Annotated in this window: 9 protein-coding genes and 4 pseudogenes; 3 read left to right on the top strand and 10 right to left on the bottom strand. The window is 68.1% G+C overall.

The window, feature by feature from the left end; genetic code table 11:
* Window positions 1-12 precede the first annotated feature (12 nt).
* Genes ABFB10_RS17570 through ABFB10_RS17560 form a run of 3 tightly spaced genes read left to right on the top strand, consistent with a single transcriptional unit; the run spans window position 13 to window position 3426 of the window.
* Complete coding sequence (locus tag ABFB10_RS17570) at window positions 13-2481, top strand: penicillin acylase family protein (RefSeq protein ID WP_347167484.1); 2469 nt, start codon at window positions 13-15, stop codon at window positions 2479-2481.
* A gap of 16 nt (window positions 2482-2497) precedes the next feature.
* A complete protein-coding gene (locus ABFB10_RS17565) occupies window positions 2498-2806 on the top strand; it encodes a hypothetical protein (RefSeq protein WP_347167483.1) in 309 nt (102 codons plus the stop codon).
* Window positions 2764-3426, top strand: a complete 663-nt coding sequence (locus ABFB10_RS17560; RefSeq protein ID WP_347167482.1) for a phosphotransferase — start codon at window positions 2764-2766, stop codon at window positions 3424-3426. Before ABFB10_RS17565 ends, ABFB10_RS17560 begins: the two co-directional genes overlap by 43 nt.
* Before the next feature lie 286 nt (window positions 3427-3712).
* On the opposite strand, the gene hflX is transcribed toward ABFB10_RS17560, so the two are convergent.
* From hflX to dusB, 10 genes and pseudogenes are all read right to left on the bottom strand, one after another.
* Entirely contained in the window at window positions 3713-4969 is a 1257-nt protein-coding gene (gene hflX / locus ABFB10_RS17555; RefSeq protein WP_347168053.1) for a GTPase HflX, read from the bottom strand.
* Between the two features lie 17 nt (window positions 4970-4986).
* Window positions 4987-5226 (bottom strand): RNA chaperone Hfq, encoded by a 240-nt coding sequence (hfq, locus tag ABFB10_RS17550; protein WP_023849333.1) that lies wholly within the window; start codon window positions 5224-5226, stop codon window positions 4987-4989.
* A 133-nt stretch (window positions 5227-5359) separates the two neighbouring features.
* Window positions 5360-6871 carry a TrkH family potassium uptake protein gene (locus ABFB10_RS17545; RefSeq protein ID WP_347167481.1) on the bottom strand — a complete coding sequence of 504 codons (1512 nt, stop codon included), beginning with the start codon at window positions 6869-6871 and terminating at the stop codon, window positions 5360-5362.
* A pseudogene (trkA, locus tag ABFB10_RS17540) lies at window positions 6871-8248 on the bottom strand (Trk system potassium transporter TrkA). The gene ABFB10_RS17545 and the pseudogene trkA overlap by 1 nt, the downstream one beginning before the upstream one ends.
* A 190-nt stretch (window positions 8249-8438) precedes the next feature.
* A complete protein-coding gene (locus ABFB10_RS17535; RefSeq protein ID WP_347167480.1) occupies window positions 8439-8999 on the bottom strand; it encodes a hypothetical protein in 561 nt (186 codons plus the stop codon).
* 88 nt (window positions 9000-9087) lie between these two features.
* A pseudogene (gene ntrX / locus ABFB10_RS17530) lies at window positions 9088-10503 on the bottom strand (nitrogen assimilation response regulator NtrX).
* Window positions 10504-10527: 24 nt separating this feature from the next.
* A pseudogene (locus ABFB10_RS17525) lies at window positions 10528-12790 on the bottom strand (sensor histidine kinase).
* 122 nt (window positions 12791-12912) lie between these two features.
* Window positions 12913-14283, bottom strand: a complete 1371-nt coding sequence (locus ABFB10_RS17520) for a response regulator (protein WP_347167479.1) — start codon at window positions 14281-14283, stop codon at window positions 12913-12915.
* Window positions 14283-15374: a two-component system sensor histidine kinase NtrB gene (locus ABFB10_RS17515; protein WP_347167478.1), complete on the bottom strand. Its 1092-nt coding sequence runs from the start codon at window positions 15372-15374 to the stop codon at window positions 14283-14285. Before ABFB10_RS17515 ends, ABFB10_RS17520 begins: the two co-directional genes overlap by 1 nt.
* Window positions 15371-16308 (bottom strand): annotated as a pseudogene (dusB, locus tag ABFB10_RS17510) (tRNA dihydrouridine synthase DusB). Before dusB ends, ABFB10_RS17515 begins: the two are co-directional and overlap by 4 nt.
* Between the last annotated feature and the right edge of the window lie 171 nt (window positions 16309-16479).

Genomic DNA, 16479 nt, shown 5'->3' with positions numbered 1-16479 from the left:
AGGCGCGTGCAAATGGCGGTTCTGTTCCGATGGCTTCTGCGACTGGCCACCGCCGCGGTGGTACTGAGCGTTCTGGGCATCGGGGTGGCCTATTACCTCGCCTCGCGGTCGCTGCCCGATTACGACAAGACGCTGAGCGTCTCGGGCGCCGCCGCCGAAGTCGAGATCGTGCGCGACAATTCCGGCGTGCCGCACATCCTTGCCGAAAGCGACGCGGATGCCTTCTTTGGCCTCGGCTACGCCCATGCGCAGGATCGCCTGTGGCAGATGATCGTGCTGCGCCGCACCGCGCAGGGCCGCCTGTCCGAGATCTTCGGCGAGCGCACGGTGCGCACCGACACGCTGCTGCGGCGGCTCGACCTTTACGCGCTGGCGCGGCAGTCGGTGCAGGCGCAGGACGCGCGCACGACGGACGCGCTGCGCGCCTATGCGGCCGGGGTCAACGCGCGGATCACCGAGATCAACACCGAAAGCCTCGGGCGCGGGGCACCGGAACTGTTCCTCTTCGACGCGCCCATGGCGCCGTGGCAACCCGCCGATTCCATCGCCCTGATCAAGCTGATGGCGCTGCAACTCTCGGCGCATATGTCCGAAGAGGTGCTGCGCGCCCGGACCTCATGGCTGCTGGACGATCCCGACCGGCTGGCCGACATCCTGCCGGACATGCCCGGGTCCGGCGTCGCGGCCCTGCCCTCTTACGCCAGCCTGCTGCCGGCGCCGCTGCAACGTCACGCGGCCCTGCCCGGCAAGGAGATGCCGCGCTTTCTGGCCGCCGTGCCCGAGCGCGGTCTGGCGGGCGCCTCCAACGTCTGGGCGGCGGCGGCCTCGCGCTCTGCCGGCGGCGGAACGCTGATGGCCAACGACCCGCACCTTGGCTTCACCGCGCCGTCGATCTGGTATCTGGCGCGGCTGCAACTGCAATCCGGCGGCGTCATCGGCGGATCCATTCCCGGCATCCCGGCGATCATGGTGGGGCGGTCGGAGAACCTCGCATGGGGCATCACCTCGGCCTATATGGACGATCAGGATCTGCACTTCGAAGAGGTGAACCCCGAGAACCCCGAAGAGGTGCGCAGCCCCGAGGGCTATGTCCCCTTCCGCACCCGCAAGTCGATCATCGAGATCAAGGACGCGGCCCCGATCACCATCACCCTGCGCTGGACGGAAAACGGCCCGGTGCTGCCCGGCTCGCAGTTCAACCTGGAGGACGTGACGCCCGAGGGCCATGTCATGTCGCTGTCCTGGACCGCGCTCTCGGGCGAGGACACCTCGGCCTCGGCGGCGGTGGGGCTGATGATGGCGCAGTCCGTGGAAGAGGCGATCGAGGTCTCGCGGCTCTACGTGGCGCCCGCACAGAACCTGACGCTGATCGACGACGAGATGGTGGCGATGAAGATGGTCGGCGCCATGCCGCGCCGCGATCCCGCGCACCAGAGCCGGGGGCGCCTGCCCTCGCCCGGCTGGCTGGAACAGAACCGCTGGCAGGGGGTCATGCCCTACTCCGCCAACCCCGAGTTCCTCGCCCCCGAGGGCGGCATCGTCGGCAATACCAACAACAAGGTCATCGACCGGCCCTTCCCCAACCACGTCAGCTTTGACTGGGGCGACAGCCAGCGGGTGCAGCGCTGGCAGGGGCTGATGCAGGGCCGCAAGGTGCATACCCGCGACAGCTTCATCGAGGCGCAGCTGGACACCGTGTCGCCCGCCGCCCGCACCCTGCTGCCGCTGATCGGGCGCGACCTGTGGTTCACCGGCGAGGCCGCCGAAGAGGGCACACCCGAGCGTCGCCGCCAGCGCGCGCTGGACCTGCTGGCCGACTGGAACGGCGAGATGTCCGAACACCTGCCCGAACCGCTGATCTACGCGGCCTGGCTGCGCGCCCTGCAGGACCGGCTGATCCGCGACGAGCTGGGACCGCTGGCCGAGGACTTCGACCATGTCGAACCGCTGTTCATCGAGCGGGTCTTCCGCAACGTGAACGGCGCCGGGGTCTGGTGCGACGTGATCCGCTCTGCCGAGGTCGAGACCTGCTCGGACATCGCGCGGCTGGCGCTGGACGATGCGCTGCTGTGGATCGCCGAACACCACGGATCGGCGCTGGAAAGCCTGCGCTGGGGCGATGCCCATGCCGCCGTGCACGAACATCCGGTGCTGGGCGAGGTGCCGCTGCTGCGCTACTTCGTGAACATCCGCCAAAGCACCTCGGGCGGCGACCACACGCTGATGCGCGGGCGCACCTCGGGGAAAGACCCGGCGCCCTTCCAGAACGTCCACGGCGCGGGCTATCGCGGCGTCTACGACTTCGCCGATCCGGATTCTTCGGTCTTCATCAATGCCACCGGACAATCGGGCCACCCGCTGTCTCGGCATTACGACGACCTCGGGCAGCTGTGGCGGCGCGGCGAATACATCCCCATGTCGCTGGACATCGACCTCGCGCGCGCCGCCTCTGTCGGCATCACGCGACTCGTCCCGAAGTGAGGCGGCAAGGGCCTTGGTGAGCGGCCTGCCCACCCATCTCGATGGCGAAAAGGCCCTTGCTGTGGCGCTTGCGGCGCTGGGGACGCTCTGGCCGCGACGGGCGGTGACGCTGACGCCGCTCAAACCCCTGACCAAACCCCTGCGGGCGACCGTCTTCCGCGTGGCGGGCGGGCCGCAACCCACCGTGGCAAAGGTCTGGGGGCCGGGCAACGCGGCGCGGGCGGCGGCGCAGGCGGCGCGACAGGCCGAGGTCGCCGCCGCGATGGCCCACGGGGCCGGCGGGTGCCCGCGGTGCTGGGCTTCGACGCGGCGCGCAACGCGCTGATCATGACCGACCCGGGCGGCGAGAGCCTGCGGACCCTGGGCGAAGGCGGCGCGGCGGTTGCGGCGCAGGCGGGCGGCTGGCTGGCGGCCTTCCACGATCTCAGCCTGCGCGCACATCCCTTCCGGCCCGCGGGCCATCTGGCATGGGCCGCGCGCCTGAAGGACGCTGTCCGCTCGGGCGCCCGCCTCCTGCCCGCCCCCGAAGACTTTGTTGCGCAGGTCGATGCGCTGACCCCGCTGGCCGGGGCGGCACGCGGCTCTCCCGCCTGTCGCGCGGTGACCCATCGGGACATGACCCTTGCGAATCTCGTGACCGGGGGTGGCGCGCTCTGGGGCATCGACTTCGAAAATGCCCGCGAGGACGAACCCCTGCGCGATCTCTTCACGCTGGCGCTGGACCTCTGCGTCCTGACGCCGGGCGCGACCGGGCGGGAAACGGCGCTGACGGCCCTGCGGCAGGGCTATGGCCGGGAGATCGCCACACCGCAGGCGCGGCTGTTCCTGCAACAGGCCTTCGCGCTCGGGGTCTGGGCCAACACCCCCGTCATGCCCTCGCGCCGACAGGCGGCGCGGCTGGACGCGGCGCAGTGGATTCTGGGGCTCGGCGAACCGGTGATCTGACAGGCCTTGGACCGCGCCGCGCGGAAAGCCTGCGCTGGAGCGCGACGGTCAGCATATCGAAGCCAATCGCAGGGCCGCGTCGAACTGGGGATCGGGAAGACCCCGGTCCGCCCTGCAAGGACGGCCTGAACGGGACGGCGGCGGCCAGCGCGTCGAGATCAGACGCAGGGCCGCGGGGTCACGGTCAGGGCTGCGAGCCAAGGCCAAGCGGCGCCACGCAAGGCAATCAGGCCGTAGCCACATCCCGGCAGCCGGACCATGTCCCGCCCCCGGAACGCTGCCCGCCCTACTCCATCGAGTCGAAGCGGGCGCGGTCGGCGGCGGACCACTTTACGGTCAGCAGATAGCCGTCCTCGTCCTGCGTCTCGGCCTCGACCAGCCCCTTCTCGAACAGCCACGCCCGGCGGCGGCCCGCGCCGAAACCCAGCCGCACCCTGTCCTGCCGGGTCTCTTCCCCCAGCGCCGCCGTCACCGCTTCCAGAAAGCCGTCCAGTCCGGCCCCGGTCAGGGCCGAGACCGCAAAGACCGCCTCATCGCGCTCGGCCCGCAGGGCCACCGCCTCGGCCCCCTCCGGGTCCAGCCGGTCGAGCTTGTTCCAAAGCTCCAGTCGCGGGGTTTCCTCGTCGAGGCCCAGCTCGGCGAGGATCGCGTTCACATCCTCGGCCTGCGCCTCGGATTCGGGGTGCGAGATATCGCGCACATGCACGATCACATCCGCCGCCAGCACCTCTTCGAGCGTGGCGCGGAAGGCGGCGACCAGCTGCGTCGGCAGGTCCGAGATGAAGCCCACGGTGTCCGACAGGATCACGTCGGCGCCGGTGGGCAGGCGCACCGCGCGCATGGTCGGGTCCAGCGTCGCGAAGAGCATGTCCTTGGCCATGACTTCGGCGCCGGTCAGGCGGTTGAACAGCGTCGACTTGCCGGCGTTGGTATAGCCCACCAGCGCGACAATGGGATAGGGCACCTTGGCGCGCGCCTTGCGGTGCAGTTCGCGCGTCCGGACAACCTTGTCCAGCTGGCGGCGCAGGCGCACCATCTGCTCGTCGATGGCGCGGCGGTCGGCCTCGATCTGGGTCTCGCCCGGGCCGCCGACAAAGCCAAGCCCACCGCGCTGCCGTTCGAGGTGGGTCCAGGCGCGGACCAGCCGCGTGCGCTGATAGGACAGCGCCGCCATCTCGACCTGCAAGACACCCTCGCGGGTGGCGGCGCGATCCGAGAAGATCTCGAGGATCAGCCCGGTGCGGTCCAGAAGCTTGACCTTCCACTCTTTTTCAAGATTGCGCTGCTGCACCGGAGAGACGGGACCGTCCACCAGCACCAGCTCGACCTCGGCATCGTGGAAGCGGTCTTTCAGCTCGGCGATCTTGCCGGTGCCGAACAGCGCCCCGGCATGGGGGCGCGGCAGGGGCACGACTTCGGAGCCGACGATTTCAAGCCCCGGCAGGGCATGCGCCAGCGACACGGCCTCTTCCAAGGCCATGCGCGCGTCCCGACGGTTCGGGTCGCTCTTGATGTCGGGATGCACGACCCATGCCCGGGTCACATGCGGAGCGTGTTCCTTCACGCGTCCCCTTCGCCGTCATACAGGTTGATCGGCTGGCTTGGCATGATGGTCGAGATCGCGTGCTTGTAGACCAGCTGGGACTGGCCGTCCCGGCGCAGCAGCACGCAGAAATTGTCGAACCAGGTGATCACGCCCTGCAGCTTCACCCCGTTGATGAGAAAGACCGTTACCGGAACCTTCGTCTTGCGGACGTGATTGAGAAACGCGTCCTGAAGGTTCTGTCTGTCAGAAGCCATTGACTTGCCTTTATTCTTGCCTTGCGCCCCGCTCGGGCGCCCTCGTCGGACAGAGTATGTCGCGCCCGGCGGGGAGTTTCCAGCCGAAAAGCGAAATCGCGCGTCAACTTGCGACCCGCCGGGCACGCCGCGCTCATTCCCGCCAGCTTTCCGGGGTCAGCATGACGATGAAGGCCAGCAGTTCCAGCCGCCCCAGCACCATGGCAAGGCACATGATCAGCTTGGTGTCCCAGAGCCATGCGCTCATGTTGATCGGTTCGGCGGCGGCGTATTGCGCAAGCGGTCCGGTGTTGGACAGCGCCACGACCGCGACCACCGTCGCCTCTTCGAAGGTCAGCCCGTAGCTGCCGAAGATCAGCGTCAGGGCGGCGATCATGATGGCAAACAGCATGAACACGACCCATGCGATGAAGGCGCCCTCGCGCCGGGTGCGGCGCCCCATCAGCCCGGCACGCCCCACCGACGAGGGGTGAATCAGCCGCTCCATCTCGCGCAGGCCGTTGGCGTAAAGGGTGTAGACCCGCAGCAGCTTGACGCCGCCCGCCGTGGTCGCCACGCCGCCGCCGATGACCGCGAGGCCCATCAGGATGATCCCCGGCGTCGGCAGTCCCGACCAGGCCCGCGCGGTGTCCCAGTCGCCCGACAGGAAGCCGGTGGTCGACAGGAAGGACATCGCGGTGAACAGCGCGCCCCACAGCGCCCGAACGCCGGTGACCCAGTCCTGTTCCTGCCCGACGTCGAAGGCCCCGGCCCAGTGCCGGACAAAGAGCGCGGCGGGCACGGCGGCGACCAGCAGGATACCCATGCGGAATTCCGGGTCGTACCAAAGGCTTTGCCCGTTGCGCGTGTCAGAGGAAAACGTCAGCCGCGACAGCGCGAAGAAGAGGAAGCAGAAGAGGATCATCTCTCCGGCCAGACCGCTGGGCGCGGCGCCCAGCGAGGCCAGCGGCGTGATGCCGGAGGTGGACAGCACCGCCATGGCATGGCTGAGCGCCACCAGCGGCGGGTCGCCCGCCACCAGCAGCATCACCGCCAGCCCCAGCGTCAGCCCCGCGTAGATCGGCACCAGCACCTCTGTGGCGCGCCAGACCCGCTGGCCGGGCGTGCCGGTGCCGCTGCGGGCAGAGCCGTCGAGGATGGTCTGCCCCGGCTCGCCGCTGGCGGTCACCTCGAAGCCCCCCAGCGCCAGCGGCGCCAGGATGGCCGAGGCGGCGATCCACATCAGCAGGCCGCCCATCCAGCCGACCTGCGCGCGCCACAGGTGTTCCGGCCCCGACAGCCGCGCCGCATCGAAGATCGTCGCGCCGGTGGTGGTCATGCTCGAGACCATCTCGAAATAGGCGCTGACGTAGGTGGTGTTGCGCACCGCCTCGTGGAAGGGAATCGCCATGAGCGCGGGCAGGATCAGGAAGCTGGCCGCCAGTTGCAGCAGCAGCCGCAGGGCCGACCGGTTGTGGTCCCTGTTCCCCAGCGCCAGCCCCATCAGCGCCGTCAGCGTCAGCCCGAGGACCGTGCCGTAGAAGAAGCTGCGCGCGTCGTGGAATTCCTCGATGGCCAGCGCATAACCCGCGGGCACCAGCATCGACAGGAAGGCCAGCCCCATGATGGACAGGAAGAACGGCAGGCGCGAGAGGATGCCCAGCATCAGAAGAAGTCGATCGAGACCTGCAACAGGCGCTCGACCTCCGGCACGTCACCCGACAGGGCGAAGATCACGATCTTGTCCCCCTCTTCGATCCGCAGGGCGCCGGTGGGTTTCAGCATCTGGTCGCCCCGGCCCACGGCGCCCACCAGCACGCCTTCGGGAAAGTCGATCTCGCGGATCAGCGAGCCCGAGATCGGCGAGGTCGACATGACCTCTGCCTCGATCACCTCGGCCTCGGCGTCGCCGATGGAATAGACCGCGCTGACGCGGTAGTGGCGGATGTGGCGCAGGATAGAGCTGACGGTGGTGGCGCGCGGGTTGATGTAGGCGTCGATGTCCAGCGCATCCATCAGCGGCACCAGCGTCGGGTCGTTGATCAGCGCGATCACCATGGGACAGCCCGCCGCCTTGGCGCGCACGGCGGCCAGCGTGTTCACCTTGTCGTCGTCGGTCACGCAGAGCGTCGCGTCCGAGCGCGAGACACCGGCCTCGGCCAGCAGCGCCGGATCGAGCCCGTCGCCGTGCAGCACGATGGTGCGTTCCAGATCCTCGAGCCGCCCGTTCGGCGATCGAGCGGTTGCGCTCGATCACCTTGACGCGGATGCGGCGCGGCCCCTGCTCCAGCCGCCGCGCGACGGCGAGGCCGACATTGCCGCCACCGATGATCACCACCCGCTCCTGCTTGCGCTGTGACTTGCCGAAGATCTCCAGCGCGCGCTGCACGTCCTCGTCGTGGACCATGAGATAGCAGCTGTCCCCGACGAACAGCTGGTCGCCGGATTCCGGCGCGAACAGCGTGTCGTCGCGCCGGATGCCCACCACGACCGCGCGCAGGGTGCTGAACAGGTCGGTGAGCTGCCGAAGCGGCGTGTTCACGATCGGACAGCCTTCGTCGATCAGCAGCCCCATCAGATGGGCCTTGCCGCCAAGGAACTCTTCGGTGTCGAAGGCCGCGGTGGCGGAGAGGCGGCGAAAGGCGGCCTCGGCCACCTCGCGTTCGGGGTTGATGACCACGTCGATGGGCATGTGGTCGCGCCGGTACAGGTCGGAGTACAGCGCCTTCTGGTAGCTTTCGGCGCGCAGGCGGGCGATCTTGCGCGGCACGGAAAAGACCGAATGCGCGACCCGGCAGGTGACCATGTTCACCTCGTCCGAATAGGTCGCGGCGATGATCATGTCGGCATCGCCCGCGCCGGCCTGATCCAGCACGTCCGGGTAAGAGGCAAAGCCCGCGATGCCCTGCACGTCCAGCGTATCGGTGGCGCGCCGCACGAGGTCGGGATTGTTGTCCACGACGGTGACGTCGTTGCGCTCTCCGGCAAGGTGGCGGGCGATCTGCCAGCCGACCTGCCCCGCGCCGCAAATGATGACCTTCATGGACCGTCCCCGAGGAATTGCCCTGCCGGAGTGACACGGCCCGCCCGGCGGGTCAACGCCAGCCGTGGCAGAGCCCGCCGCCCCGTGGCGCGGCGGTCGCGTTTGGCGCCAAGCGCCTTCGCGGCGCCCGGGACCGCGCAGGCCGTTGCATCAAGGCGCTTGCCACCGCAGGCGGCCCGCGACGCGCCCGTCACTGGCCGCGGATCTCCGCCCGCGCCTCGTCCTGCCACTGGCGCTTCCAGGCGAAGACATCGGCACGGCGGTCCCATTCATAGCGCGGGTCTTCGGTGACCCCGACGTAGTACAGACGGCCCTGCCCCTGCCGCCAGGGATCGAGGACAAGGCCCTTTTCCATCGGGTCGCCCTTGGCCGAGAGGATCAGCGTGGAATGCTCCAGCCGGACATTCCGCGAATTGGCGATGGCGCGGTGCAGGTCGAGGGTCTGGAAGCGTTGCGCCCGCATGTGCATTTCCAGATCGTCGGCCCAGTCCTTGCACAGGCCGCGTGGCCTGAGGCCATTGTTGACCTTGGTGTTGTGCAGCAGCGGCGGGTCGGTGACCTGCCACTCGACCGCCCAGTCCAGCGGCTCCATCACCGCGATCCGCGCCGCCCGGGCCGCTTCCTCGGACGAGACATTCGGCCCGAGGTCCAGCAACCGCCGCGTCAGCGCCGCGATCTTGGCCTCTTCGGTGCTGCGGCCTTCGGCGAAGGCCATGACCGCCCGCGACTGGGCCATCTCGTCCGCGGGCATGCCGCAGCCCGCAACCAGCGCCGCCCCGGAAAGGAGGCTGCAAAACCGTCTTCTGTTCATATCCCTTGTCCCCGGCTGTCCCTTGGAATCAGGACACTTCCTGCATGGCATCGTCCACATGGGCAATACGTCCGCCCGATTTTGCCGAGGTCACGACGCCCAAGGACTTCAACTTGCGGTGAAGCGCCGAGCGTTCCATTCCCACGAAAGAGGCGGTGCGCGAGATGTTCCCGCCAAAGCGGTTGATCTGCGTCAGCAGGTACTCGCGTTCGAAGGCCTCGCGCGCCTCGCGCAGCGGCATCGTGGCCAGCGTGCCCGACAGCACCACCCGCTCTTCGCCGTCGTCGCGCCCGGTGGTTTCCTGCGGCAGTTCGCGCGCCTCGATCGGGCCGGTGCCGTCGCCGAGGATCAGCACCCGCTCCACGAGGTTCTTCAGCTGCCGCACGTTGCCGGGCCAGGACATGGTCTGCATCAGCGCCACGGCGTCCTCGGTCAGTTCGCGGATCGGCAGGCCCTGCCCGCTGTGACAGGCTTCGATGAAATGCCGCGCCAGAACCGGGATATCCTCGCGCCGTTCCGCCAGCGAGGGCACCGCGATCGGCACCACGTTCAGCCGGTGATACAGCTCTTCGCGGAAGCGCCCGGCCTCGGATCTCGGACTGCAGGTCGCGGTTGGTGCTGGAGATCACCCGCAGGTCGACCCGCACCTTGTCGGCGCCGCCGACGCGGGTGAACTGCTGGTCCACCAACACGCGCAGGATCTTGGACTGGGTGCCGTTGGGCATGTCGGCGACCTCGTCGAAGTAGATCACCCCCCATGCGCCTGCTCCAGCAGGCCCGGCTCGATGCCACGCTTCGAGGATTCGCGGCCAAAGAGCATGGCCTCCATCATCTCGGGTTCGACGCCGGCGCAGTTCACCGTCACGAAGGGCGCATTGGCGCGCGCCGACTGGCCGTGAATGTAGCGCGCCGCCACCTCCTTGCCCGAGCCCGCCGGGCCGGTCAGCATCACGCGGTCGTTCGACTTAGTCACCTTGTCGAGCTGCCCCACCAGTGTGCGGAAAGAGGCGCTGTCGCCGATCATCTCGGCCGCCTTCACGTCGCCGCGCTTCAGGGTGGCATTCTCGCGGCGCAGGATAGAGGTCTCCATCGCGCGGCGGATCACCACCAGCAACTGGTCGATATTGAAGGGCTTCTCGATGAAATCGTAGGCGCCCTGCTTGATCGCCGCCACGGCGATCTCGATATTGCCATGCCCCGAGATGATCACCACCGGGATATCCGGGTTGTCCCGTTTCACCGTCTTGAGAATGTCGATCCCGTCCATCTTGCTGTCCTTCAGCCAGATGTCGAGGATCAGCAGTGCCGGTGGCTCGGAATTGATCTCGGCCATCGCCTCCTGGCTGTTGGCGGCAAGACGCGTGGTGAACCCCTCGTCTTCGAGGATGTCTCCGATCAGTTCCCGGATGTCGCGTTCGTCATCGACGATCAGGATGTCGCTCATTGGGTGCCTCTCAGGTATTGGTTATCAAACATCTTCCAGTTCCCGCCCCTCTTCGGGGGCCTCCCGGACCGGGCGGGTCAGGGGCATGCGGATCAGGGCCATGGCGCCGCTATGCGCCTCGGGGCCGAAGGGCGGGGCATCTTCCAGCACCAGCGTGCCGCCGTGTTCCTCGATGATCTTCTTGACAATGGGCAGGCCAAGGCCGGTGCCGCTGTCGCGCGTGGTCACGTAGGGTTCGAACAGGCTGGCGCGGTCCTCGGGCAGGCCGACGCCGTTGTCCATGATGCGGATCTCGGCGCGACCGTCCTCGGCGATGGCGGCGCTGACGCGGATCTCGGGGGCGTGGCCCTCGGGCGCGCCCCGTTCCTGCAGCGTGACGATGGCCTCGCCCGCGTTCTTGATCAGGTTGGTCAGCGCCTGCCCGATCATGGTGCTGTCCAGTTCGGCGGGCATCGGGTCGGATGGCAGGTCGGTGACGAAGTGCACGTCCGGCTGACCGGTTTCCTGCAACAACACCGCGCCGCGCAGGATCTCGCCCAGATCCTCGGGCTTGCGCTCGGGCTCGGGCATCCGCGCGAACTTCGAGAACTCGTCGACGATGCGGCGCAAATCACCGGTCTGGCGGATGATCACGCCGGTCATGTCGTCCAGCTTCTGGGCGTCGTCCTCGGGCAGGTGCCGCCCGAACTTGCGCTTGATGCGCTCGGCGGACAACTGGATCGGCGTCAGCGGGTTCTTGATCTCATGCGCGATGCGCCGCGCCACGTCACCCCAGGCCGCCATGCGCTGCGCGCTGACAAGGTTGGTGACGTCGTCGAAGGCCACCACGTACCCTTCAAGCGAGCGGTCGGCGCGGCGGCGGGTGGACAGGCGCACCAAGAGGTGCTCCAGCCGCCCCTCCCGGCTTACCTTGACCTCTTCCTGCGCGGTCTCCAGCGCATCCGCGCGAAGCCGGTCGAAGAGCGCGCCGAATTCGGGCACCGCGACACCCGAGGGCACCGAGCGGTGGGTTTCGTGCCAGCCCAGCAGGCGTTCGGCAGAGCGGTTGACGAAGGTCACCTTGCCCTCGGCGTCCAGCCCCACGACCCCCGAGGTCACCGAGGACAGCACGGAATCGAACAGCCGCTGGCGGCGCTCGATCTGGCGCGTGTTCTCCAGCAGCGTCTCGCGCTGCGCCTTCAGCTGGCGGGTCATCTGGTTGAAGTAGCGCCCCAGCTGCGAGATTTCGTCGTCGCCGTCGTCCTCTACGACCTGAACGTCCAGATCGCCCCCGCCGACGCGCTGCGCGCCGTCGGTCAGGCGGCCCACGGGGCGACTGAGGCGTTCGGCGAACAACAGGCCCGCCCAGGTGGCGGCAAGGATCAGCAGCAGCGCAAAGCCAAGGTACAGCAGCGCGAAGTCGAACAGGCGGCGCCCGCGCTCTGTCTCCTGCTGCTGGTAGAACCGCGCGGTCTCCTGCGTTTCATCGAGCAGGTTCAGCAGCTTGCCGTCCACCGCGCGCGAGATGTAAAGATAGCGGTCGACGAAGGCCCGCAGCGGCAGCAGCGCGCGGAATTCGCCATTGTCCCAGTCAGGGATCAGCGCGATGCCGGCCTTGTCCGCCTGCGCGAAATCCGTCTCGGTGGGTTGTTCGAAATCGAAGAGATAGGACCGTTCGCCCCGGGCGCGGATCGCCCCGGTGCCGTCGATGACATAGGCCTCGCGCAGCCCGCGCTGGATCTGTGCCTGCCCCTGCCCCAGCATGCGCCGCAATTCGCCGTCATCCATGACGAAGGACGCGCGGCGCGAGGCATCCGAGGAAGGCGCCAAGCGCGGCGGCGTCCTGTTCCAGCCCGGCGCGCGCCTCGGCCTCGTAGCTTTCCGCGGCCTCCAGCGAGGCGCCGACGACGTTCTGCACCCGGCTGGAAAACCATGTCTCCAGCCCGATATTGATGGTCAGCACGGCAAATACGGCCACGGTCACGGTGGGCAAGAGCGCCATCATGGCAAAGCCCAGCGTCAGCCGCAGGTGCAGCCGCGACCCCGCGGATTCGCGCCGCCGCGCGGCCACCATGCGCGCCACCCGCGCCAGCACCAAAGCCGCCAGCAGCAGCGTGTAGACAAGGTCCGCCAGCAGCACCAGCCGCAGCGACAGCGAAGAACCGCCCTGATCCAGAGGACCGAGAACGAGAAAGGTACAGAAGGCAAGGATCGGCCCCAGCGCGACCAGCGCAAGGGTCACCAGGTTGTGAAACCACCTTTGCCGACGCAGGCGCATAAGAAACGCCCAGGTCGGCGACCGAAACATGGGTCGTGCCCTTGTCGCCACAACCACCTCTCACCATGATGTGCTGCTCGTTGGCAGCGTCCGCCTTATGCTGTGGCCTTCTCCTGCCCATGGGGCAACGGGGCCACAGTCCTGTGGTCTTTTTACATCAACTTGCGGCGGCGTGTCACGCGAATATCGAGGTCGGTGATCTTCTTGCGCAGAGTATTGCGGTTGATGCCCAGAAGGTCGGCGCATTTGGCCTGGTTGCCGCCCGTCGCCTCCAGCGCGATCTCGATCAGCGGCGCCTCGATCTCGCGCAGGATGCGTCCGTACAGTCCCGGCGGCGGCAGCATGGCCCCGTGCAGGTCGAAGTAGCGCCGCAGGTGGCGCGAGACGCTGTCGGCCAGCTTGTCGCCATCGCCGCCGCGCAGCACCGGGCCGGTTTCCGGCTGATTGCCCAGCACCGCCTCGACCTCGGCCCGGGTGATTTCCTCGGAGCGGCTGGTCAGCGACAGCCGCCGCACCGCGTTTTCCAGCTGGCGCACGTTGCCGGGCCGGGAATAGACGCGGAACAGCTCTGCCGCGCCCTCGGACAACCAGCGCTTCGCCGCACCGTCGCGTTCGGCCCGCAGCAGGAAATGCTCTGCCAGAAGCGGGATATCCTCGACCCGCTCGCGCAGCGAGGGCACGGCGATCGCCGCCCCGTCGAGCCGATAAAACAGGTCGTGCCGGACCTTGCCGGTCTCGGTCAGGCTTTGCGGATCGTATTGCGAAGACGCCAGAAAACGCGGCACATGTTCGCCTGGCACGTCCATCATGCGCACGATGCGGCCCTGCACCTCGTCGTCGATATCGGCGATCTCGTCGATCAGCAGCGTGCCGCCCCTGACCCGCGCCAGCACCCGCGCCGGGCCGTCGAGGTCGGACAGGTCGGCCCCGGTCACGGTGACGAAGGGCAAGCTGCGCCGGTCGCTGAAATCGTGCAGCGCGCGGGCGATCAGGCTTTTGCCGGTGCCGCTTTCGCCGGTAATCAGCACCGGCAGATCGGTATTCATGACCCTTGCGACAAGGCGGTACAGTGCCTGCATCGCCGGGGTCTTGCCCACCAGCGGCAGCTCGTCCGGCTCGTCCGCGCCCACCACCGGCTCGTCCCGGCGCGGCTGCTTGTTGCGGTTCTCCAGCGCCCGCGCCGTGCGCTTCATCAGATCCGGCAGATCGAAGGGCTTCGGCAGGTAATCGTAGGCCTCGGCCTCGGCGGCCTGAATGGCGGTCATGATGGTGTTCTGCGCCGAGATCACGATCACCGGCAGCCCGGGCCGGTCCTCGGCGATCTTGGGCAGCATCTCCAGCCCGTTGCCGTCGGGCATCATCACGTCCGAGATCACCACGTCGCCCTTCCCCTCGCTGACCCAGCGCATCAGCGTCGTCAGCGAAGAGGTCGCGTGGACCTTGCAGCCGGCGCGGGTCAGGGCCTGCGTCAGAACCGTGCGGATCGTGCGGTCGTCGTCGGCAACCAGAACTGTGCCATCCATCACTCGGTCTCCTCGATGGCTGCGGGGCGCGGCGCGCGCGGCAGCGAGATGCGGAACAACGTCCGGCCGGGGACCGAGTCCACCGAAATCCAGCCGCCATGGTCGGAAATGATCTTGCTCACCAGCGCCAGCCCCAGCCCGGTTCCGTTCTCTTTCCCCGAGACGAAGGGGTCGAAGATGTCGCCCTTGATGTCCTCGGGCAGGCCGGGACCGTCGTCGATGATCTCGATCTGCAGGGGCAGCGTCTGCCCGCTGCCATCGGCGCGGCGCAGGCGAAAGCTGTGCTCGTAGAAGGTATGCAGACGGATCGTGCCGCCGGCCTTCGGGTCCGCCGCCTCGGAGGCGTTCTTGATCAGGTTCAGCACCACCTGCAACAGCTGGTCCGGGTCGCCAAGCGCCATGGGCAGCGAGGGGTCGTAATCCTCGATGATCTTCATGTGCCCGCCAAAGCCCAGCAGGGCCGAGCGCCGCGCGCGGTCCAGCACATCGTGGATATTGACCGGGCGCTGTTCCGGCGGAGAGAGGTTGCCGAACTGCTCCACCTGCTCCAGCAACTTCACGATACGCCGGGTCTCGGCAACGATAAGATCCGTAAATTCAAGGTCTTCCTTGGGCAAGCTCATGCTGAGAAGCTGCGCCGCCCCGGTGATTCCCGCCAGCGGGTTCTTGATCTCATGCGCCAACATCTCGGCCATGCCGATGGCGGATTTCGCCGCCGATTTCACGCTGTGGCTCTGGGTCATGCGGCCCGCCAGCTCTCGCGGGGAAATCAGCATGATCATCCAGCCCTCGCGCCCCTGCATCGGCGCGAATTGCAGGTTGCAGACCAGCGGCGGCCGCGCGCCGGTGCCCACGTCGACGTCGTTCACGAACAGCGGCGTGCCGTGTTCGCGGGCCCGTTGCAGGCTTTCCTCCAGCGGCGCATCGACGGCCAGCCGGTCCCAGATCGGCTGCCCCGTCAACCACTTGGCGGAATTGTTGAAGAAGCCCTCGGCGGCGGGATTCATCTCGGCGATCTTTTCGTATTCGTCGATCAGGATCGCCGGAACCGGCAGCGAGGACCAGATCTGCATCTCTGTGGGTCCGGTCATGCCGCCTCGCTTTCGCAGGCAAGGGCCTCGGGCAGCAGGCGCAGCACGCGGGCGGTGTCGCGCTCTGTCATCAGCGGCTTGCGCAGCGTCGCGGGCGTGCCCGCGCGGTCCATGTACCAGCCCAGATGCTTGCGCGCGACGCGGTTGCCCAGCTCGGGGCCGTAGAAGCTGAGCATCGCCTCGTAATGTCCTGAAACCATGTCGATAAGCTCTATTCCTTGCGGGATCTCGGGCGGCGGCGATCCGGTCAGCTGGGACGCCACCTCGGCCAGCAGCCGGGGGCGCCCTGCGCGCCGCGTCCGATCATCACCCCGTCTGCGCCCGACAGGCGCAGCGCCTCGCGCGCGGTCGCGGCATCGGTGATGTCGCCATTGGCGACCACCGGGATCGTCACCGCCTCTTTCACCGCGCGGATCGCCGTCCAGTCGGCGCGGCCCTTGTAGAACTGGCAGCGCGTGCGGCCATGGATCACCACCATCTGCACCCCCGCGCCTTCGGCCCGTTTCGCAAGCTCGGGCGCGTTCAGCGCCGCGTCGTCCCAGCCCAGCCGGGTCTTCAGCGTCACCGGCAGGTCGACGGCGCCCACCACCGCCTCGATCAGGCGCAGCGCGTGGTCGGGCACCTGCATCAGCGCCGAGCCGGACCAGCCGCCCGTCACCTTCTTGGCCGGACAGCCCATGTTGATGTCGATCACCCGGGCGCCCATGTCCGCCACCTGCCGCGCGGCCTCGGCCATGGGCCCCGGCTCGCGCCCGGCGATCTGGACAGAGGTGTTCTCGACCGCCGCGCCCAGTTCCGCCTTCTCGCGGGTGCCGGGGCGCGCGGTCAGGAACTCGCCGCTGGCGATCATCTCGGAGACCACCAGCCCGGCGCCAAAGCCCGAGACCAGCGTGCGAAAAGGCAGATCGGTGATTCCGGCCAGCGGGGCCAGCATCACCGGAGGCAGAATGTCACGGTTGCCGAGTGTCAGGCGCAAATGCCCAGTCCTTGTGCGTTTTCCCCGGATGGGGCTGGTTATGGGTCGAATTACCGTGAACCCTGTATTTGTTCAATGTTTCGGGCCGGATTTCACGCGGACAAAATGCGCATATGCTTAAAATTTAGG

Source organism: Ponticoccus litoralis, from assembly GCF_039769985.1.
Classification (GTDB): domain Bacteria; phylum Pseudomonadota; class Alphaproteobacteria; order Rhodobacterales; family Rhodobacteraceae; genus Ponticoccus; species Ponticoccus litoralis.
Note: the sequence above shows the minus strand (reverse complement) of the source record. Positions and strands in the feature narration are given on the sequence as shown.